The following is an 18,707-nucleotide window of genomic DNA, read 5'->3' as shown; positions in this document are numbered from 1 at the left end:
GTCCCGCGTGGTGCGCGGACCGGATCGGCCGCGTGGACCGCGCGCCGGAAGGTTTGCTGGTTGCCGCGGGTCCGGCGCCGGCCGGCCGCACCGGCGCCCCCACGTCCTCGAATCCGGTGGGTTCTGTGTTCGTCGCTGGCACGCAGTAGTTCTCGATCGCCCGGCGGTCCGGCCCCGGAGCCGGCGGGAACACCTTGTCCGAACGTGTCGGACCCCGCTGTTACCGTGCTGTCGTAGTGCGAAAAGCGTTGTGTCTCAGTTCCGCTGTCCCTACCTTCGCGTCCCGGCCGTCAAACCCTTTGGTTCATCGATCCTTCCGGGCCTAGGCGGAGCGCGCGAAAATAATTACACTCGGCGTCAGGCTCTGGCTACGAGCCTGGGCGCAGGGGTCGGGTAGCTGGAAGGTGTCGGTGTGGGTGTCGAGCTTGTTCCGGGAGTACAGGGTTCGCCCGATCGGGCCGGTCACGGAAGCGACCGGGCCCGGGTACCCGCCGGTGCGGCTCCGCGGTCCGTCCGTACCGCAGCACGGCCGGACCCGATACGACGAATTCGCCCGGCCACACCGTGTCGACCCCGGAGAGGAAATCGAGTGGGAACTGTCGGGCTCCGCGGGGGAAGCGGGAACACCTCGCGAGCGTGGATCGGTCAGAACTGGAAACGCTCATGGGCAACGAAGCTCCGGACCGCCCCGTGGCTATGGCGGACTATCTGAACGCTGATCCCACCACGACGACCGTTTCGTCGTTCGTCGTCGAGGCACGTCGGCGCGGGGTCGATCCATCCCCTTTACTGGATGCCGATTTCCTTCTCCGCGGCGAGGACTAGGTCGCTCGGCCGGATGCCGAACACCTTGCAGATCTTGTACATCTGCGCCATGGTCATCGCTCGTTCGCCACGCTCGAGCCGGATGATGGTCTTCTTGTTGTAGCCGGTCTTCTCGGCCAGCGCTTCTTGACTCCAGCCGCGCCGCGCCCGCATCGCGCGTACCTCCGCGCCCAACGCCGCGTCCAGTCGTGCCTCCTCGGTGGTCGCTGCCTCCGACTCCGCGGGCGTCGCATCCATGTCGACCATTCTGGGATCGGGCAGGGTCTGAATCAAGTGCCCGATAGTTTCGGGTCCGCGGCAGAATCCCCGCCGTCAGGGTGTCCGAAATAGGCCTAATAGTGACTGAAAAAGGTTGAAAAGAGACCAATAAGGGCCTACGGTGAGTAGAGCGGTTGTCTATCACCGCAGTTCACGCCCCCGCAGCGCCGGTCGCGTCCGCACCGGTGAACACGGCCGGCCTTCCGGGGCGCCGACGACGATCGGCGCGAGGACAGGAGGGTCCGATGGCCTGGAGCGGAGACCCGGTATGGCTGGCCGATGTGCTACGCGGCGCCGGCCTACCGGTGATCGAACACGACGGCTGGCGCGAACGCGGCCACGGCGACTTCCTCGATATCCGCGGCGTGCTGTGTCATCACACCGGCGGCGGTGGCCCGAACGACTGGCGTATCGTCCAGGACGGTCGCCCCGATCTGCCGGGCCCGCTGGCCCAGTTGGTGCTCGAGAAGGACGGCACCTACCGGGTGATCGCCGTCGGGGTGAGCTGGCATGCCGGGCGCGGAAGCTGGCCGGGCTGGCCCACCGACAACGCCAACTATCACACCATCGGTATCGAAGCCGTCTCGCGTGGCACACCACCCTGGGATTGGACGCCGGCTCAGCTCGACGCCTACAAGCGCGGCTGCGCGGCCCTGCTCCGGCGCATCGGCCGCGGCGCGGGCGATTGCGTGGCGCACCGTGAGTACTCCAGTGAAGGAAAAATCGACCCGGCGGGCATCGAAATGAACGCCTTCCGCCGGGACGTCCAGGCACTCCTCGACGGAAAGGGCGAGCAGATGGCGTTTTTGGAAGAAAAGATCACCAACTATCACGGTGAGCAGGTCACCGTGGGGACCCTGCTCCATTACCTGGACAAACATGTGGGCCTCGCGCTGGATCAGCTCTCCGGCGCCGGGACCGCCCGCGGGGCGAACTTTCCCGGCTGGGATTTCCTGGGTGACCGGACCACCGCCGAGGCGCTGGGCGTCATCGGCGCGGCACTGAAGATCCCCGGATTCCGCGATCCCGCCACCGACGAACGCGTCTGAGGAAGGACGCGACCACCCTGCCGCAGTTGGGAGGACAGCATGATCAGCGACGTGGCATCTGTCCTCGGCGGCCTGCTCACCGGCGTCGGTGGGGTATGCGCGGCCGGGCTCCTGGGCAGGCGTAAACGGCGGGCCGACGCGGTCCAGGTACTGACCCAGGCCGCCGCTCAGATGGTCGAGCCGCTGTCGCGGCAGCTCGCCGCGATGACCGCCGAACTGGAAGCGCACCGGCGGGTCGTCGCCGACGCGGAACGACGCTGCCGTCTCGCCGCTCCTCAGCACGCCAGCTGGGACATCGTGGTCCGGTCGTCGCTGCTCGACCTGGGCGTCGACGTGCCGCCACCGCCACCGCTCACCAGGGAGATTTCCGAATGACGCGGCCAGGGGACGGCGCGGCCGGGAGTTACCGCGTGCCGGCGTCGGCGGCGGCACGCGCGATCCGCGAGCAGCGCGCCGCCGGGCGCGCGGATGCCGCTCAGACCTCGACCTGCGAGCCCATGATCACTGTCCGGTCGCGGGGCAGCCCGAAATAGTCGGCGGCGTCGGAGGTGAGGTAGGAGGTGGCGATGAACAGGCGTTTACGCCAGGGCGCCATCGTGGGCGCCGGGCCCGGCTTGAGTTCGATCTTCGACAGGAAATAGGACGCCCCCTCCACGGAGATCGGGCCCTCGGTCTGCGCGGGATCGAGCCGGCGCAGCAACTGCGGCACCTTCGGGGTTTCCATATAACCGTGGTGGACGGTGACATGGACGATGCCGTCGTCGGGGTAACCCAGCGGATCGATGCGGAGGCGGTCGGCATCGGGCACGCGCGGGACGGGCACGGTGTCCAGAGACAGGATCACGACGTGTTCGTGCAGTACCCGGTTGTGTTCGACGGTGGCGCGCATCGCCAGCGGAGTGGTGCTGCTGCCGCGGTTGAGGAACACCGCCGTACCGGGAATCCGGATCAGGGGCGGTCGGCGGCTGCGCAACTGTTCGACGAATTGCGGTAGTGGACCCTCCGCCTGCCGCCGCGCGGCGGTGACGATAACACGACCGCGCGCCCAGGTGATCATCACGGTGAATGCGGTGAGTCCGATCAACAGAGGCAGCCACGCCCCGTGCACCAGTTTGGTCAGGTTCGCCGCGACGAACAGCGCGTCGACGGTGAGCAGGGGGACCGCGCCGAGCAGCACGAGCCACAGCGGGGTACGCCATTTGGTGCGGGCCACGTAGAAGAAGAGCAGGGTCGTGATGGTGATGGTCGCGGTCACCGCCATACCGAAGGCGTAGGCCAGTGCCGCGGAACTGCGGAAGGCGAAGACCAATGTCAGAACCGACACCATGAGCAACCAGTTGATCCACGGAACGTAGATCTGTCCGATGGTGGATTCGGAGGTGTGCGCGACCCGCAGGCGCGGCAGGTACCCGAGCCGCACCGCTTGGGCGGCCACCGAGAACGCGCCGGTGATCACCGCCTGGGAGGCGATCACCGTCGCGGCGGTGGCCAGCAGCACCAGAGGTAGCCGGGCCCACCCGGGGGCGAGCAGGAAGAAGGGGCTGTCCACCGCGGCTTCGTCACCGAGGACGAGCGCGCCCTGCCCGAAATAGCTCAGCGTGCAGGCGGGCAGGACCAACCCCAGCCATCCTCGGGTGATCGCTTTCCGGCCGAAATGGCCCATATCGGCGTAGAGCGCCTCGGCGCCGGTGACCGCCAGTACGACGGCGGCCAAGGCGAAGAACGCGATATGGAAATGCCCGGTGGCGAAACCCAGCGCGTAGGTCGGGGAGAGGGCTTTCAGTATCTGGTGATGGCGGGCGATTCCGGCGATACCCAGGGCGCCGATGGTCAGGAACCACACGATCATCACGGGGCCGAACAGCCGGCCCACCGTGGCGGTGCCCCGCCGCTGGACGGAGAAGAGAGCCACGATGATCACGACCGTGATCGGGATGATCAGATCTTTGAGATCCGGTTCGACGATCCGCAGCCCTTCGACCGCGGAGAGCACCGAGATGGCGGGGGTGATCATGCCGTCGCCGAAGAAGAGCGCGGCGCCGAAGATCCCGGCCCCCGCGAGGAAACCGGCAGTCCGGCGGCCACGGGTGGCGCCGAGGCGGCGCAGCAGCGTGATCAGCGCCATGATGCCGCCTTCGCCGTCGTTGTCCGCGCGCATCACCAGGGAGATGTAGGTGAAGGTGACGATGATCATCACCGACCAGAAGATCAGCGACACCACCCCGTACACATTGGCGGTACCGATCGGCACCGGATGCGGATCCTGCGGATCGAACACGGTCTGGATGGTGTAGATCGGGCTGGTGCCGATATCGCCGAAGACCACGCCCAGCGCGCCCACGATCACCGCCGCACGCACCGGGCCGCGGCCGGCGGTGGGTGCGGGGGGACCGGTACGTGTTTCGCTGACCATGGGTTCGCTCCTCGTCGGCCGGGTCCGCACTATCGTGCACTGCCCGGCCCCGAGTCTGCGGGAGCGGCCGCCGGTGCGCACGTCGGGCCGGGCGGGCGGCCGGTGCGCGGGTCCCCGGCGGGCGAGGTCACCGGCCGGGGACCGCGGTCAATGCGCCGCGAGGGTCTGCTCGGCGGGCGCGACGGTGACCCGGCCCAGTGCGGTGACCAGGACCAGAGCGGCGATCACCGGAACGCAGGCGAGGAGCACGATCGTGCCGGTCGACGCGCCGAGCGCGATGAGAGCGCCCCCGATGATCGGTCCGAGCACCGAACCGAGCCGTCCCATGGACGATGCCCATCCGACACCCGTGGCGGCGGTGCGGTCGGGATACAGCGAGACCGCGAGCGCGGCCTGGCCGATCATGCCGGCCTGCAGGCCGAGGCCGACCCCGCCGAACACGATGAGCAGCAGTGCCTTGTCCGTGCCGAGGAAGCCGGAAACGATCAGGAAGACCACGGCCGCGACGGTGGTGCCCGCCAGTACCGAGGTCATGCGCAGGCGCAGCACGCCGAGCATGAGCACTCCGGCGCCGATGATGCTGCCGACCCCCAGCGCCGCCGAACCCAGCGGGGCCAGGCCCTTGCTGAACCCGTAGCTGGTGAGCAGGGTCGGCAGCCACGACGAGAAGATGTAGTAGACCGAGAAGGTGAGGAAGGAGAATCCCCACAGCAGGGCGGTGCGGGTGCGGACTCCGGGGTCGAAGAGCCGGGCCACCGAGGCGCTGTGCTTGGCGGCGGCCGGTTCGATCGTGCCCGTGACCTCCTCTTCGTCCGGTAAGCCCAGCCACAGCAGGGGGAACAGTACGGCGGAGGCGAGCGCGCCGATGACGAATACCGACTCCCAGCCGTAGCTGCTGACGAGCGTGCTTCCGAGCAGGCCCGCGATCAGCGCGCCCAGGGAGATTCCCATGGTGACGAACACCGCGATGGACTGGCGGAAGCGGGCGGGATTGAGGGCGGTCGCGTGGGCGACGGCCGCGGGGAGCACCGCACCCAGGCCGAGGCCGGTGACCAGTCGCAGGGCGGTCAGCTCCCAGATGGACGTGGCGGCGGCGGTGAGCAGCGACCCGGCAGTGAACACGAGTACGGCGGCGAGAATGACACGCCTGCTACCGAAACGGGCGACCAGTTGACCGACCGCGATATATCCCAGGGCGACGCCGAGGCTGGTGATCGAGAGCGCCGGCGTGAAATGCGACGCGGAGACACCCCATTCCTCGGACAGCGCGGGTATCGACAGGCCCAGGGCGATGGTGTCGTAGCCGTCGAGTACGACAGCGACGAAGGTCAGCGCGAGCACGACCCAGTTGGGGCGGGTGACGGTGCTCGGGGTTACGGCTGTGGGGCGTCCGCTCATGGTGGCGTCCTCGGCAATAGTCGGCGCTGGGCGCCTGATCGATAGGTTAGACCGGGGTGCGGTCGTGAGGGGAGGTGACCCTGTGCCCCGACCGCTGGGGCCGGGCCGGGTTCGGGGTGGAGATCAGGGCCATGGAGTGTGCTTTCGGTTCAAGGGTGTGCAGATGTAGTGGGGCGGCGCCGATCTTCCCGAAGGGATGGCTTTGCGCCAAGGCATGTGTAATCGCTTAGCGCTAAGACGTCAATGGGCGGCAGGGTCTCCGGCGAGCTCGCCGCGGCTGCGTTTTCGGCCGGAAACAGCGGAGACGCAGGTCACAGGCCTGGTGATGCCCGTCACGACAAGTGGAAAAATTTTCGGCGGCGGGCGTCGGTTCGGACGGTGCGCGCACCCGGCGGGCGCCGTTCGCGGTCGGTACTACGGTGTGCGGGGCACGCCCCGCTGTGTGGGCGTCGGCCGAGCTCGAGCGAACTGGAGGCTCCCGGATGAAGGCCCCGATCCCGCTACCGATCGTGCTGATCGGCTACGGACCGGTCGCGCGGAATTATGCTGCCGTGCTCCGCGCCCGCCGCGCCGAATTCCGCGGCCGGTACCTGGTGGACCCGTACGTGGTCGCGATCCGCGGGCGCGAGGGGGAGGTCCGCACACCCGACGGTGGCGTGCCGCCCGATCGGCACCTCTGGCAGGCTCGGACGCCGATCGAGGAGTTGCTGGCGCGCGCCGCTCCCACTGTCGTGGCGCAGGCTGTCCCGTCGCATCCGGACGGCGCCGCGGAAGCGCTCGCAGACGGACTCGCCGCGCTCGCCGCCGGGGCGCACCTCGTGACGGCGACCAAGTCACCGCTGCTGGCCGGCTGGTCCCGGTTGCACACGGTGGCAAGCGAATACGGGCGGGCTGTCCGGATCTCCGGGGCCACGGGCGCGGCGCTGCCCGCCGGTGACCTCGCCCGCGCCGGACTGCGCGGGTTCGAGGTGCAGGAGGTGCGTGGCTGCGTGAACGGTACGGCGAGTTTCGTCCTCGATCGGCTCGGCGAGGGCGTGACCCCGGCCGCGGCCCTCGATCTCGCCCGGGACCGCGGGATCGCGGAGGCGGATGCCGCGGCGGATCTGTCCGGGGCCGACGCGGCCACCAAACTCCGCCTGCTGTCCGGTCTCCTCTGGGGGTGGGATGTCGCCGCCTGCCGGGTCGAGGCGGAACCGATCGCCGACGGCACCGCCGCCCTGGCCGTGCGCGCCCACGCGCGCGGCGCGGTGCTGCGCCATATCGGGTCGGCCCGCGCCGATGCTCCCGGCCGGGTGGTCGTCGCCCTGCGCGAGTTCCCGCGGACGGCCGTGCCCTTCGGTGTCCTGGCCGGGCCCGAGAAGGCGGTCGAGTTCCGGTGCGGTGACGCCGGCGACATCACGGTCTCCGGGGGCCGGTCGAGCCCGCTCGGTGCGGCACTCGCGATGGTCAAGGACACCCTCGCGCTCGCGATCGACCCGGCGGCCGGGATCGGCTGAACCGCTCGCCGCCGTGGCCGGTCCGCTCACCGGTCGTCGAGCAGCCGGTACAGCGTGGCGGTGACAGCGGCGGTCGCGATCTCGGCCGCGAACTCCGGATCGCCTTCGGCTCGACGCCGGCCATCCCATCGAGCGGATCTCCGGCTACGACACCTGGTTGCAGCGCATGGAGACCGCGGTCCGGGCGCTACCGGACCGGCAGCGCCGGTACTCACTGCTGCCGCTGCTGGACAACTACCGCAAACCGCGGCAGGCGATACGCGGGTCCATCGCGCCGACCGAACGGTTCCGGGCCGCCGTCCGGCACGCGAAAATCGGTGCCGACAAAGACATTCCGCATGTGACACCGGAGATGATCGTCAAGTACACGACCGATCTCGGGCTGCTGTGAACCCGCGACGCCCGGCCGCGGCCGGACTACGCGGCCGCGCCGCCGCGGACGGGCTCGGGCCCGGCGGTATGGGGCCGCCGCATCCGGTCGACGATCAGGCCCGCCGCCGCCAGCGCGCCGGCGAGAGGCAATTCGACCGCACCGGCGACGGCGAGGGCACCCAGCCCGCCGTAGTAGATATAGCGGGTCGGCAGGGACAACTCGACCGGCCCGGCCTTCACATCGATGCCCCGGCCGGGGATCGCGACCTCGGCGCTGAGATGGGGCAGCGTGAGACTGGCCGCGGGTGCGGCCCGTGCCGGGGAACGATCGGCCGTTCGCGCCGGGGCGGCGGCGGACGGTCGGCCGGTACTGTTCGCACTACTGGGGGAAGGCATGGGACACGGTCCTCTCGTGGTCGATAACTGCCGATTCACCGACGGTCGACCGGACCGGCACCGCCGGGTCGCTCCTCATCGATGATCGCGCCCTGACCAGGTCGAAGGCAACCGCTCGCTTCGTCCGATCGGTTCCCGCCCGCCGCGATATCGGGTGCTGCGGCGGGCCCCTACCCCGGCGACCGCCGGCCCGCGGAACATTTTTCCGATACTCGGTGGGGCCGCTCGGCGGATAGTGAGGGCCGACCGGGTACCGCCCGCTACGGGCTTCCCGGATCGACCCGCACAGTATTCCTACGAGAGGACACCCGTTGTGACGAACCCACTCGAGCCCGCCCGGCTGCAGGCCGCCCTGGACGATATCCACCGCGCGGGGATTCCCGGCGTGTTCGCCGAGGTACGCGACGGTGATCGGCTGTGGCGTGGTGCGGCCGGGGTCGCCGATATCGAGACCGGCCGTCCGGTCACGGCGGATATGCGGCACCGGGTCGGCAGCATCACCAAAACCTTCACCGCCGCGGCGGTACTGCAGCAGGTGGAGAGCGGACAGCTCGACCTGGACACATCGATCGGTCATTACCTGCCGAAGCTGGTCCCCGGTGCCCGCGGTCAGGCCGTCACGGTCCGCATGTTGATCAACCACACCAGCGGTCTGGCCGAATATCTCCCGTACGCCTACCCGTCCCTCGCCGCCTTCCCCGCGGTGGCCGAGACACGGCCGGACAGCATGGACGAGAACCGGCACACGCGTTTCGATCCCCTCGAACTGATCGAACTGGGGGTGTCCGCTCCCGCGGTCGGGACGCCCGGCGGCACCCCGGGTATCTACTCCAACACCAACTACCTGCTCCTGTGCCGGCTCCTGGAACTGGTGACCGGCACGACCGCGGAGAAGTGCATCACCCGCAACGTCATCGAACGGGCCGGACTGCAAGACACCGAACTCCCGGAGAGTACCTGTGTCGATGGGCCGCATTCGCGGATTTACGAGGCATGGTTCGGGATGCTCGAACCCCCGCGCGATTACAGCGATTTCGATATGTCGTGGGTGGGGCCGGCGGCCTCGCTGATCTCGACCGTGGCCGACCTGAACCGGTTCTTCGCCCTGCTGCTCGCCGGTGAGATCGTGAACCGGGCGTCGCTGGCGCAGATGCAGCACACCGTCCCGGTCATCTCCTTCGAAGGCAAGACGATCGAGTACGGTCTGGGTTTGCACCGGATCGAGGTCCCCGGGCACGGGACGTTCTGGGGTCACGACGGTTCGGTCTGGGGCGCCGGAGCGATCTCGATGACCCGCGCCGACGGTGCCCGCCAGTTCTCGGCCGCGATCAACATGCAGCGCTGGAACCGGCTCGACGAGCGGGGCAGGCCGCAGCCGCATCCCATCGACGGCGCGCTCGCGGCGTTCTACCGGCTCGTCATGTGAGGTGTGCGGGCTCCGGCGGCGGGAAGCGTTGGCCCGTGCGCGATGCTGCCATTGCTGCGGCGGTCCCGGCGCTTTCTCCGGCGCGGCATGTATCGCTGCCGGAGGTGCCCCGGCATGATTGTCCGAGGGCGAGTACAACCGGAAGGAGCCGGAGAGCGCCGTGACGGACGAGGACGAGAAGCGGATAGCGCATCGCGCGCTGGTGGACAGCGTCCGGAACAGCGCGGGGAGCGCCTCCCTCGAACAGCGGGCGCACGCCTTCGCCGGTGCCGGACTTCCGCCGCCGCTGGACGCCCTGATCGGCAAGGTCGTCACCCGGGCCGACCAGGTCACCGATGCGGATTTCGCCGCGGCGAAGGCGGCGGGTTTCAGCGAGGACGAACTCTTCGAACTGGTGGTATGCGCCGCGGTCGGCCGGTCGGCCCGGCTCTACGAGGCCGGGCTGGCCGCCTTGGCCGCCGCCGACGCCGGTGCGGCCGAGTAATGCGTCTCGATATCCTCGAGCACGGGTACCGTCCGAGAATGAAGCTGCTGTTCGCGCTCATCCGAGTGTTCTCCGGGCATCCACTGCCCGATGCCGCCAAATTGACCTTCTACCGGCCCGCCTTCTACGGTGCCGCGGCGAAGAAGTTCACCCAGGCGGCGATGCGCGGGCCCGCGGCGTGGTCGGTCGCCGACCGCGAACTGATGGCCGCCTTCGTCTCGCAGGTGAACGGGTCGGCGTTCTGCCTCGGCGCGCATACCGCGACCGCCGGCCGGGCGTACCGCGACCCGGCGAAGGTGCGCGCGGTCCTCACCGACCTCGACTCGGCCCCGATCGAAGACGGGCTCCGGGCGACGCTGCGCATGCTCGGGGCGCTGACCAGGGAGGGGTCGATAAGCATTGAGGATATGCGTGCGGTGCTGTCCGCGGGTGTCTCGCCCGACCAGGTCGCCGACGCGCTGGCGGTGTGTGCCGCCTTCGATACCACCGATCGGCTCGCCGACGCCTTCGGATTCGAGGTACTCGATCCGGCGGGGTTCGAGGCAGGAGCGGCGTATCTGCTGAAACGTGGCTACCGATAGCCTGTGCGTCGCGGTCTCGGTCGGTGGCGATCCTCGGACGTAGCCGTCCGGCCCGCCGGGATCGCGCCCGCTGGCAGACTGGGCGAATGGCCCATTCCGCGGTAAACCGCCCGACACCGGCCGACCTGGCGGCCGCGGCCGGGACGACGATTCCCGATGTACTGGCACCGGATCTGCGAGTGCTGTTCTGCGGGATCAATCCCGGCCTGTGGTCCGGTGCGACCGGCCACCATTTCGCTCGCCCGGGAAATCGCTTCTGGCCCGCGCTGTTCCGATCGGGCTTCACGCCGCGCCTGTTCCGCCCCGACGAACAGGACGAACTGCCGGCGCTGGGGCTGGGCATCACCAATGTCGTCTCCCGGACGAGCGCGAAGGCCGACGAGCTGACGAAGGAGGAACTGCGCGACGGCGGCGCCGCGCTCGTCGAGCGGGTACGGCGCAACCGGCCGCGGATTCTCGCGGTGCTGGGCCTGGGCGCCTATCGCACCGCGTTCGGTCGGCCGCGGACGACCGTCGGGCGCCAGGACGAGACGATCGGCGCCACCGAGGTCTGGGTGCTGCCCAATCCGAGCGGGCTCAACGCCCACTACACCCTGGACGCGCTGGCCGCCGAATTCCGCACGCTGCGGGTGGAATCGGCGCGTGCGGTCGCGGCCGGCCGCGCTGCCGAGTAGCGTTCCGCCCGCGGCGATCACCCACCGGCGACCGAGGGAATGATCATGACCTCGGTGCCGGCGTCGAGTGGTGTGTCCAAACCCCGCAGTGTCCGGCATTCGTCGCCATCGACGTAGAAGTTCACGTAACGGCGTAATGCGCCACTCTCGTCGCGGAGGCGGCGCTCCAGCGCGGGCGACCGCTCGCGCAGCACATCCAGCACGGTGCGCAGCGTCGCGCCGTCGACGGCGAGTTCCCGGTCGCCGCCGACGTAGGGCCGCAGCGCGGACGGCAGGCGCACCTGTGCCACGGCGTCAGCCGACCACTCGGGCGCGTACGCATAGGACGTCGGGCAGTTTGTCGGCCACCAGCTGCCAGTGCTCACCCTCGTCGGGACTGCAGTAGACCTCGCCGTTGCGGGTACCGAAATAGATCCCGGCCGGATCGGCGTCGTCGGCGCACATGGCATCGCGCATGACCGCGGCCCAGAACGGTTCCCGCGGGAGGCCGCTGGTCTGCGCCGACCAGGTTTCGCCACCGTCGGCGCTGCGGTAGACGGCGCATTCGGCGTTCGGGGGAAAGCGGAATCGCTCCATATCGGCGACCAGCGGGAAGGTATAGATCACCCCGGGGCGCCGCGGGTGCGCGACGATCGGGAAGCCGAAGTTCGAGGCGGGTAGGCCGCCGTCGATCGACTGCCAGCTCGTGCCGTCGTCGGTGGTACGGAAGACTCCGCCGTGGTTCTGCAGATACATCGTGCTCGGTGTGCCGGCGTCCATGGCGACCTTGTGCACGCACTGCCCCCACTCCGGTAGCTCACCGGGCATGAAATCGGCGGTGACTCCTTTGTTGGTGGGTCTCCAGGACCTACCGCCGTCGGCGGTCTGATAGACGCCGCCGGTCGATATGGCGACCGTGATACGTTTCGCATCCGCCGGATGCGGGATGATCGTGTGCAACGCCAGCCCGCCGCCACCCGGCATCCACTCGGTGCGGTGCGGGTGGTCCCACAGGCCGCGGATCAGTTCGAACGTCCGCCCCGCGTCGGACGAGCGGAACAACGCCGGCGGTTCGGCGCCCGCGTACACCACCTCCGGCTCGGCCGCGGTCGCGGGCGCGATCTGCCAAACGCCCTGCAATGCCGCCCCGGTATCCGACGGGAACGCCAGCGGCGCATCGTCCGGTTCGCTCCACGTCCGGCCGAGATCGTCGCTGGTCACCATGGTCGGGCCGAAATGGCTGTCCAGCACTCCGGCGAGCACGCGCGGCGTCGTCCGCCGCGTATCGATCGCCAGTGCTTTCACATCCGCCACGGCGAACCGAGGCGGGCTCACCTCCCAGCTCGACCGGCCGTCGGTACTGCGCGCCAGGAACAAACCCTTACGCGTCCCGATTCCGAGCAGAACATCCATTGCCGACCTCCAGGTGTCACCGCCACGCCGACGCGTGCGAGCGTACCCCGCGGCTGTGACCCGGCTCACCGGAATGCGGCAGGCGAGTCGCGCGGGTCCGGGCCGATCAGTTCTGTTCGGGGCGCCGATCGGCCGTCCGCAAGGTATCCGCCGGGGACGGGAAGGGTTCCGCATTCGCCGAGGTGGGCAGCGCGGGCTCGGCGCCCAGGCCCTTCTCCGCGGCGGTCGCGCGGACCGCGTCGACGACGAGCAGCAATGCGGCACGCCGGGCCGTGTTGGTGCGGTAGGCCAGCGATACGGTCCGGGTGAGCACGTCGCCGAGGGCGACGATGTCCACCCCCGGCGGACGCAGTGCCAGACCCAGATCCGACACCAGGGTCACACCCAGCCCGGCCGCCACCATCGCCATGGCCGTCGCCTGCTCCTCCACTTCGTGATCGATCCGTGGTTCGAGCCCGACGGATTGAAACGCCAGCCGGGCGGCATGTCCGAAATGCGACCGGGCGGGCGCGAGGATCCACGGATGCTCGGCGAGGTCGGCCAGGGTCACGCTGGCCGACGGTACGGCTCCGGACGGGACCGCGGCGTAGATCCGCTCGACCGCGATGACGGCGCGCTCCAGGCCGCTGTCCCAGGTCATCGGGTAATTGGAATATTCGAGGACGAACGACAGATCCAGTGCCCCGTCGCGTACCGCGGCGGCGGTGGCCTCCGGAACGAGTTCTCGCGTCCGCACGGAGATACCGGGGTGGGTGCGCGCGAGGGCGGTGAGCGCGTCGGGCAGCAGGCCGGAGGCCACCGACGCCCACACACCGGCGGTGAGTTTCGCCGTCACCGTCTCGCCGGCGTCCTCGAGGGCCTGGGTCGCCCGCTCGACCGACGCGAGAATCTCCTCCGCGTGCTCGGCCAGCAGCACCCCGAGATCGGTGAGTTGCAGCCGGCGCCCCCGCCGCTCGAACAGCCGGGTGCCGACATCGCGCTCCAGCTGGGCGAGCTGCTGGGATACCGCCGACGCGGTGTAGTGCAGTGCGGTCGCGGCCGCCGTGACCGTGCCGCGTCGATGCAATTCACGCAACATTCGCAGACGGGCCAGCGACAGGTCCATGGTTTCGAGCCTAAACGTTGTGCAGCAACGCTGAACACCGCCGTGAACGAACCGTAAATAGACGAACGCGCAGGTGCGAATGCAGGCTGGTGACACCGGAATCGAGCCATCGGCCGGGGACGACGTGGTCCGGACAGGGGATTACGCACCCGGCGCTTCTCCGTGGGTGATGGTGTATCCGGCACGAACACGAAGAGGAGGTGGTTCGTCGTGACGACGATGCAGGACCCGGCGGGGGGCGCCGCGCAGATTACCGCGCAGACAGTTCCGGCCGTCCCGGCGGCAGTGGCCCTCACCCCCGCGGTCCGTCGTTCCGAGCCGTATATGCGCTTGCACTGGACGGATTCGCAGACGGGCGCGGTCGGTTACCTTGTGGTGCACACCCTGCGCGGTGGCCTGGCCACCGGCGGCACCCGGATGCGGGCCGGCTGTACGGTGAGCGAAGTCGAGGATCTGGCCCGGGGTATGGCCAACAAGACCGCGACGTTCGATCTGCCCATCGGCGGGGCCAAGGGCGGGATCGATTTCGATCCCAAGGATCCCCGCGCTGTCGAAGTACTGGAACGGTTCTGCGAGGCCATGCGTCCGTGGATCGATTCGCACTGGGTGACCGCCGAGGATCTGGGGGTTCCGCAGCATCTGATCGACGAGGTCTTCGAAAGGCTCGGCCTGGGGCAGAGCTACCATGCCGCGATTCGCCGGGCCGCCGATCCCGCCGCGACCCTGGAACGGGTCCGCCGCGGCCTGAACGCGGCGGTCGAGGGCGGGTTCATGCTGGGCGATGTGATCGGTGGCTACGGTGTCGCGCACGCCTGCCTCGCCGCCGCGGTCTGGTGGGGCCAGGTGCCCGCCGAGACCACGGTCGCGATCCAGGGTGTGGGCACCATGGGCGGGGCGGCGGCCTACTACCTGTACGAGGCCGGGATGAAGGTCACCACCGTGGCCGACGCCACCGGGACCCTGCACTGCCCCGACGGGCTGGACATCCCGGCGCTGCTGGCCCTGCGCAACGGGTACGGAGAGATCGACCGCTCCCGGTTGCCGGCGGGGATCGAGCAGCTGCCGCGGACCACGATCCTGGCCGCCGATGTCGACATCCTGGTCCCGGCGGCGATCTCCTACGCGATCACGCCGGACAACTCCTTCGATGTGCGGGCGCGGATCATCGTCGAGGCCGCGAACGCGGCCACCACCCCGGAAGCGGAGGCGATGCTCGCCGCCCGCGGTGTCCCGGTGCTGCCGGACTTCGTCGCGAACGCCGGGGCCGTGGCCTGGGCGTGGTGGTTGCTGCTCGGTCAGGTCGACGATACGCCGGAGAACTCGTTCGACCGGCTCCGCACCATCATGCACAGCAAGGTCGCCATGCTGCTGGCGGCATGGGCGGAGCAGGGCGTGACCCCACGCGAGACCGGCCACCGCTGGGCCGACGACCCGCCGCCACTCACCGAGCCGGTCGTCGTCCCCTGAACCCGGAGCCCGGATCCGCAGGTCGCCGCATTGTCAGCGGCCGGCGGATACCGGGCGCCTGATCTCCACGGCTCGCCGGGCCAGCCACTGGAAGTCGTCCCACAGCTCCGGTGCGTTGCGATCCGTACGGTACTTCTCCACGAGGGGCTGCACTACGTTCCAGCACGTCCGCAGCGAATCGCCCCAGGAGTCGGCCACGACATCGGGCGGTATGAACCCGCTCCGGCACATGATGCCCACGCAGTCGTAGCTGTGACACACTCTTTCGGCGCGCTGGATGTCCTCGTCCGACCACGACGCGAATTCCCGGGTCCGTAGGTGGCGCATGACGAAACGACGGTCCTGGCGCAGGGATTCGTCCTGGAGCATGTCGTAGACGGCTTTGAAGGCACTGGCATAGGTGGTTTTCCGCATCTCGACCACCTGCCATACGACCAGTACCGCGGCGACCAGGGCGATCAGCGCTGTCGCTACCCCGGCCGCCGCCGCGACCGCAGACGAGTCCATCCGGCACACCCCATATCACCGACGGCAGAACCGCCTCGAGCGTAACCGATGCATTGCCGGTCCGCGGTTCTCCGGTCCCGGTACGGAAATCGGTGAACCGTCTTCCGGCGCACATCATCTCGGATTCGGGCGGGGTGGCGTCGGGTGCGGCATCGGGAACGCCCTGGGTGCCGGCGCGGGGCGGCGGACCCGGTGCTCAGGTGTCGGTGTCGCGGTATACGACGATCGGACGGTCGGCGCGGTGCAGCAGGTTCTGGCTGGTGGACCCCATCAGCGCCCCGCGGAATCGCCCCCAGCCCTTACTGCCCACGATCGCCAACTGCGCCTCGTCGAGCGCGTGCAACAGTTCGCGCGCCGCCGAGCCGCGCCGGGACCGCTCCTCCACGTCCACGTCGGGGAAGTCCTTCCGGTACGGCGCGATGATTGTCGACAGGGTCTCCGCCTCGGAGCGGGCGATCAGGTCCCAGTCGATCACCATGGCCGTCGGTCCCAGGAGTTGCATTGCCGTGGGGACGGCGTCCCCGACCGCGGTGCCGTCGGACCACACCCGTACCGCGGTGACCGGGACCGAGAACAACTGTGCCCATTCGAAGGCCAGCCGGGTCGCCCCGGCCGACGGTGGGCTCCCGTCGGCGCCCACCACGATCGGGCGATCGTCGGGCCCGATATGCGCGCTGTCACCACGCCATACGGCCACCGGGCAGCGCGCGCTGCCGACCACCCGCAGCGCCGTGGACCCCAGCAGCCAGCGCTCCACCATGCCGGCGCCGGTGGCGCCGAGCACGATCAACGCGGCGTCCTCGGCGGCCCGGAGCAGGCCCGCGGCGGGGGCCTCGGTATCCGCGATCGAGGTCATCGTGACACCGGGTGCCCAGTCGCGCAGCGCGGATTCGGCCGTGGCCAGCAGTTCGGTGCGGTAGACCCGGTGTCGCTCGGCCAGCTCGGCGGGGTCGAGCGCGACCTCCGGCATCGGGCCCGGCGCGGGGGACGAGTGCACCAGACGCAGGGGGAGGGCGAGCTTGTCGGCGAATCTCGTGGCCCACTTGGCGGCCGCGAGCGAGGTGTCGGATCCGTCGATACCCACCACGATGTAGCTCGCCGCGGACTTCGCGTGCATCGGACTCCGCCTTTCGTCCCGAGGTTGCCGATCTCCCGCCTGGACTGTGCGTCCTCGACATGCGCGACGACCACTCATGGTGCTCCGTCGTGCCCAGGATAGGAGTCGGCACCGGCGCCGTGGTGGGTCGACACGCGGTGGTCCGCGCGGTCGCGCGCTCGGCGCATCGGTCGTTACTGCCGAAGTCACCCGCGGTGATACCGCTACCGAGGACCGTCGGGACCTTCGCCGGGCCCGGGCCGATGGAACGCCCGCCGACTGTGGACGAGCAGTTCACGTACCACGGGGCGGCCGGTGTCCTTCCAGATCAGGGCCAGGAACGCGGGTGTCTCGGCGCCCTCGAGGGTGAGGGTGACGAGCCGGTCGCGGTGGGCCGCGGCCATGGAATCGCTGAGGACGGCGACCGCGAGCCCGCGCGCGGCGAGATCGGCGATGGCGTCGGCCGCGCCGGCCTGGAGCGCGACCACCGGGCGGAGGCTCAGGGTCGCGCAGGCGCGGTCGAACACGGTGCGCACACCGGTACCGGGGGGCATGCACACGAGGGGGTGGGTGCACAGCTCGGCGAGGGTGATCCGCCGCCGCGCCGCCAGCGGATGTCCGGTGGGGACCGCCGCGACGAGCTGTTCCCGAATGAGGGTGAGCGCTTCCAGCCCGTCGGGTTCGGCGGTCGCCGTACCGATGAGAGCCACGTCCAGCGCACCGGCCCGCACGGCTTCGGCGAGCCGGTCGGAGTTGTCCTCGAGCAGCGAGATCTCCACACCGGGATGTGCGCGGTGGAACTCGGCGAGTGCGTCGAACAGCGGTGTGACGGTGCAGCCGACGACCATACCCACGGTGAGTGTGCCCCGGATCAGGTCGGTGACCTCACCGACCGCCTGGGTGACGGCTTCGGCGGCATCGAGGGCGGTGCGGGCGTGTTCGAGGGCGGCCTTTCCCGCGACGGTGAGGGTGGCGGTGCGTGCCGAGCGGTCGAACAGTTCGGCGCCGAGTTCTTTCTCCAATGCGCGGATCTGGGCGCTGACACCGGACTGGCTGATGTGCACCCGCTGCGCCGCCCGGGTGAAGTTCTGCTCCTCCGCGACCGCGACGAAGTATTCCAGCTGCCTCAGTTCCATAACTGGTAATTCTAGCTTTCATAAGAACCATCTGTTGGACTTCTGGAAATCTACCGGCCAGGCTGGAACACGTCGAATTCGACAACCACAGGAGGAAACTCATGCCCGAGTACGAGAAGGCGCTGCGGCCCGAAGACATCACGCGCCTGTTCGTCGAACGCTCCAATGCCGGTGACGCGGCGGGAGTCGCCGAACTCTACGAAGAGGACGCCGTCCTGGCCTATCCGCCCGGCAGCCGGACCGTCGGGCGGGCGGCGATCCGCGCGCTGTGGGAGAAGGTGCTGGCCGCCGGACCCCGCTTCGAGCCGGAAGAACCGCTGCCGACGCTGATCAACGGCGACCTCGCCCTCACCTCGACGCCGCCGAAGGACGGTACCGGTGCGCGTGCGCAGGTCGTCCGGCGCCAGTCCGACGGCAGCTGGCTGCGCGTACTCGACCAGCCGGAGTTCGTCGCGCCGACCCCCTGAGCCCGGACGCAGGTCCCGCCTCGTCGCCGTCGGAACCGGACCACCGACGGCGACGCGGGGGCATCGCCCGGCGCGCGGGTCTGCTGCCCGCGCCGCGGCCGGTGCGCTCACGCCGGTTGCACTCACGCTGAACATGAACGGCGACAACGATCTTCGCGACCCCTA

19 protein-coding genes and 1 pseudogene are annotated in these 18,707 nt (G+C 69.7%); 10 read left to right on the top strand and 10 right to left on the bottom strand.

The window, feature by feature from the left end; translation table 11 throughout:
* Positions 1-786: 786 nt before the first annotated feature.
* Entirely contained in the window at positions 787-1,062 is a 276-nt protein-coding gene (locus IG75_RS0106820) for a helix-turn-helix transcriptional regulator (RefSeq protein ID WP_030520303.1), read from the bottom strand.
* Positions 1,063-1,328: 266 nt separating this feature from the next.
* Here IG75_RS0106820 and IG75_RS0106815 point away from each other — a divergent pair, with 266 nt between their 5' ends.
* Both IG75_RS0106815 and IG75_RS0106810 read left to right on the top strand, forming a co-directional pair.
* Positions 1,329-2,132 (top strand): peptidoglycan recognition protein family protein, encoded by an 804-nt coding sequence (locus IG75_RS0106815; protein WP_156058671.1) that lies wholly within the window; start codon positions 1,329-1,331, stop codon positions 2,130-2,132.
* A gap of 39 nt (positions 2,133-2,171) precedes the next feature.
* Positions 2,172-2,507, top strand: a complete 336-nt coding sequence (locus IG75_RS0106810; RefSeq protein ID WP_030520301.1) for a hypothetical protein — start codon at positions 2,172-2,174, stop codon at positions 2,505-2,507.
* Between the two features lie 100 nt (positions 2,508-2,607).
* Here the strand turns inward: IG75_RS0106810 and IG75_RS0106805 are convergent, their stop codons facing one another.
* Positions 2,608-4,545 (bottom strand): potassium transporter Kup, encoded by a 1,938-nt coding sequence (locus tag IG75_RS0106805; RefSeq protein WP_030520300.1) that lies wholly within the window; start codon positions 4,543-4,545, stop codon positions 2,608-2,610.
* 147 nt (positions 4,546-4,692) lie between these two features.
* Positions 4,693-5,943, bottom strand: a complete 1,251-nt coding sequence (locus tag IG75_RS0106800; RefSeq protein WP_036512236.1) for an MFS transporter — start codon at positions 5,941-5,943, stop codon at positions 4,693-4,695.
* A gap of 482 nt (positions 5,944-6,425) precedes the next feature.
* Between IG75_RS0106800 and IG75_RS0106795 the strand changes: the two genes are divergently transcribed.
* Together IG75_RS0106795 and IG75_RS0106790 are read left to right on the top strand one after the other, a co-directional pair.
* Positions 6,426-7,439 (top strand): hypothetical protein, encoded by a 1,014-nt coding sequence (locus IG75_RS0106795; RefSeq protein ID WP_030520298.1) that lies wholly within the window; start codon positions 6,426-6,428, stop codon positions 7,437-7,439.
* Between the two features lie 109 nt (positions 7,440-7,548).
* Positions 7,549-7,830: pseudogene (locus IG75_RS0106790) on the top strand (hypothetical protein); the annotation flags it as partial.
* A gap of 26 nt (positions 7,831-7,856) precedes the next feature.
* Here IG75_RS0106790 and IG75_RS0106785 read toward each other — a convergent pair.
* On the bottom strand, positions 7,857-8,207 hold the full coding sequence (locus tag IG75_RS0106785) for a hypothetical protein (protein ID WP_030520296.1): 351 nt from the start codon (positions 8,205-8,207) through the stop codon (positions 7,857-7,859).
* A gap of 313 nt (positions 8,208-8,520) precedes the next feature.
* Here IG75_RS0106785 and IG75_RS0106780 point away from each other — a divergent pair, with 313 nt between their 5' ends.
* The 4 genes from IG75_RS0106780 to mug all read left to right on the top strand — a co-directional run bounded on the left by IG75_RS0106780 (position 8,521) and on the right by mug (position 11,372).
* Positions 8,521-9,633, top strand: coding sequence for a serine hydrolase domain-containing protein (locus IG75_RS0106780; protein WP_030520295.1), 1,113 nt, complete (start codon positions 8,521-8,523; stop codon positions 9,631-9,633).
* A 160-nt stretch (positions 9,634-9,793) separates the two neighbouring features.
* Positions 9,794-10,117 (top strand): hypothetical protein, encoded by a 324-nt coding sequence (locus tag IG75_RS0106775; protein ID WP_030520294.1) that lies wholly within the window; start codon positions 9,794-9,796, stop codon positions 10,115-10,117.
* Positions 10,118-10,155: 38 nt separating this feature from the next.
* Positions 10,156-10,698 (top strand): carboxymuconolactone decarboxylase family protein, encoded by a 543-nt coding sequence (locus tag IG75_RS0106770; protein ID WP_245713059.1) that lies wholly within the window; start codon positions 10,156-10,158, stop codon positions 10,696-10,698.
* Between the two features lie 86 nt (positions 10,699-10,784).
* Positions 10,785-11,372 (top strand): G/U mismatch-specific DNA glycosylase, encoded by a 588-nt coding sequence (gene mug / locus IG75_RS0106765; protein ID WP_030520292.1) that lies wholly within the window; start codon positions 10,785-10,787, stop codon positions 11,370-11,372.
* Between the two features lie 17 nt (positions 11,373-11,389).
* On the opposite strand, the gene IG75_RS0106760 is transcribed toward mug, so the two are convergent.
* The 3 genes from IG75_RS0106760 to IG75_RS0106750 form a co-directional block, all read right to left on the bottom strand.
* Positions 11,390-11,662 (bottom strand): MoaD/ThiS family protein, encoded by a 273-nt coding sequence (locus IG75_RS0106760; protein ID WP_030520291.1) that lies wholly within the window; start codon positions 11,660-11,662, stop codon positions 11,390-11,392.
* 4 nt (positions 11,663-11,666) lie between these two features.
* Positions 11,667-12,764: a WD40/YVTN/BNR-like repeat-containing protein gene (locus IG75_RS0106755; protein ID WP_030520290.1), complete on the bottom strand. Its 1,098-nt coding sequence runs from the start codon at positions 12,762-12,764 to the stop codon at positions 11,667-11,669.
* 106 nt (positions 12,765-12,870) lie between these two features.
* A complete protein-coding gene (locus IG75_RS0106750; RefSeq protein ID WP_051714287.1) occupies positions 12,871-13,869 on the bottom strand; it encodes a LysR family transcriptional regulator in 999 nt (332 codons plus the stop codon).
* A gap of 219 nt (positions 13,870-14,088) precedes the next feature.
* Here IG75_RS0106750 and IG75_RS0106745 point away from each other — a divergent pair, with 219 nt between their 5' ends.
* Positions 14,089-15,336, top strand: coding sequence for a Glu/Leu/Phe/Val dehydrogenase dimerization domain-containing protein (locus IG75_RS0106745; protein WP_081876665.1), 1,248 nt, complete (start codon positions 14,089-14,091; stop codon positions 15,334-15,336).
* 33 nt (positions 15,337-15,369) lie between these two features.
* Here the strand turns inward: IG75_RS0106745 and IG75_RS0106740 are convergent, their stop codons facing one another.
* The 3 genes from IG75_RS0106740 to IG75_RS0106730 form a co-directional block, all read right to left on the bottom strand.
* Positions 15,370-15,843 carry a DUF4760 domain-containing protein gene (locus IG75_RS0106740; protein WP_030520287.1) on the bottom strand — a complete coding sequence of 158 codons (474 nt, stop codon included), beginning with the start codon at positions 15,841-15,843 and terminating at the stop codon, positions 15,370-15,372.
* Positions 15,844-16,039: 196 nt separating this feature from the next.
* Positions 16,040-16,960, bottom strand: a complete 921-nt coding sequence (locus IG75_RS0106735; protein WP_030520286.1) for a universal stress protein — start codon at positions 16,958-16,960, stop codon at positions 16,040-16,042.
* 203 nt (positions 16,961-17,163) lie between these two features.
* Positions 17,164-18,075 carry a LysR family transcriptional regulator gene (locus IG75_RS0106730; protein WP_030520285.1) on the bottom strand — a complete coding sequence of 304 codons (912 nt, stop codon included), beginning with the start codon at positions 18,073-18,075 and terminating at the stop codon, positions 17,164-17,166.
* A gap of 101 nt (positions 18,076-18,176) precedes the next feature.
* On the opposite strand from IG75_RS0106730, the gene IG75_RS0106725 reads away from it, so the two are divergent.
* Positions 18,177-18,542, top strand: coding sequence for a YybH family protein (locus IG75_RS0106725; protein WP_030520284.1), 366 nt, complete (start codon positions 18,177-18,179; stop codon positions 18,540-18,542).
* Positions 18,543-18,707: the final 165 nt, after the last annotated feature.

Origin of the sequence: Nocardia rhamnosiphila NBRC 108938 (assembly GCF_000720425.1) — a bacterium.
GTDB classification, from domain to species: domain Bacteria; phylum Actinomycetota; class Actinomycetes; order Mycobacteriales; family Mycobacteriaceae; genus Nocardia; species Nocardia rhamnosiphila.
Note: the sequence above shows the minus strand (reverse complement) of the source record. Positions and strands in the feature narration are given on the sequence as shown.

Bases quoted from the DNA above. Each gene is read 5' to 3' on its own strand.
- IG75_RS0106820 (WP_030520303.1), bottom strand. From the start codon at position 1,062: ATGGATGCGACGCCCGCGGAGTCGGAGGCAGCGACCACCGAGGAGGCA.
- IG75_RS0106815 (WP_156058671.1), top strand. From the start codon at position 1,329: ATGGCCTGGAGCGGAGACCCGGTATGGCTGGCCGATGTGCTACGCGGC.
- IG75_RS0106810 (WP_030520301.1), top strand. From the start codon at position 2,172: ATGATCAGCGACGTGGCATCTGTCCTCGGCGGCCTGCTCACCGGCGTC.
- IG75_RS0106805 (WP_030520300.1), bottom strand. From the start codon at position 4,545: ATGGTCAGCGAAACACGTACCGGTCCCCCCGCACCCACCGCCGGCCGC.
- IG75_RS0106800 (WP_036512236.1), bottom strand. From the start codon at position 5,943: ATGAGCGGACGCCCCACAGCCGTAACCCCGAGCACCGTCACCCGCCCC.
- IG75_RS0106795 (WP_030520298.1), top strand. From the start codon at position 6,426: ATGAAGGCCCCGATCCCGCTACCGATCGTGCTGATCGGCTACGGACCG.
- IG75_RS0106785 (WP_030520296.1), bottom strand. From the start codon at position 8,207: ATGCCTTCCCCCAGTAGTGCGAACAGTACCGGCCGACCGTCCGCCGCC.
- IG75_RS0106770 (WP_245713059.1), top strand. From the start codon at position 10,156: ATGAAGCTGCTGTTCGCGCTCATCCGAGTGTTCTCCGGGCATCCACTG.
- mug (WP_030520292.1), top strand. From the start codon at position 10,785: ATGGCCCATTCCGCGGTAAACCGCCCGACACCGGCCGACCTGGCGGCC.
- IG75_RS0106755 (WP_030520290.1), bottom strand. From the start codon at position 12,764: ATGGATGTTCTGCTCGGAATCGGGACGCGTAAGGGTTTGTTCCTGGCG.
- IG75_RS0106750 (WP_051714287.1), bottom strand. From the start codon at position 13,869: ATGGACCTGTCGCTGGCCCGTCTGCGAATGTTGCGTGAATTGCATCGA.
- IG75_RS0106745 (WP_081876665.1), top strand. From the start codon at position 14,089: ATGCAGGACCCGGCGGGGGGCGCCGCGCAGATTACCGCGCAGACAGTT.
- IG75_RS0106740 (WP_030520287.1), bottom strand. From the start codon at position 15,843: ATGGACTCGTCTGCGGTCGCGGCGGCGGCCGGGGTAGCGACAGCGCTG.
- IG75_RS0106735 (WP_030520286.1), bottom strand. From the start codon at position 16,960: ATGCACGCGAAGTCCGCGGCGAGCTACATCGTGGTGGGTATCGACGGA.
- IG75_RS0106730 (WP_030520285.1), bottom strand. From the start codon at position 18,075: ATGGAACTGAGGCAGCTGGAATACTTCGTCGCGGTCGCGGAGGAGCAG.
- IG75_RS0106725 (WP_030520284.1), top strand. From the start codon at position 18,177: ATGCCCGAGTACGAGAAGGCGCTGCGGCCCGAAGACATCACGCGCCTG.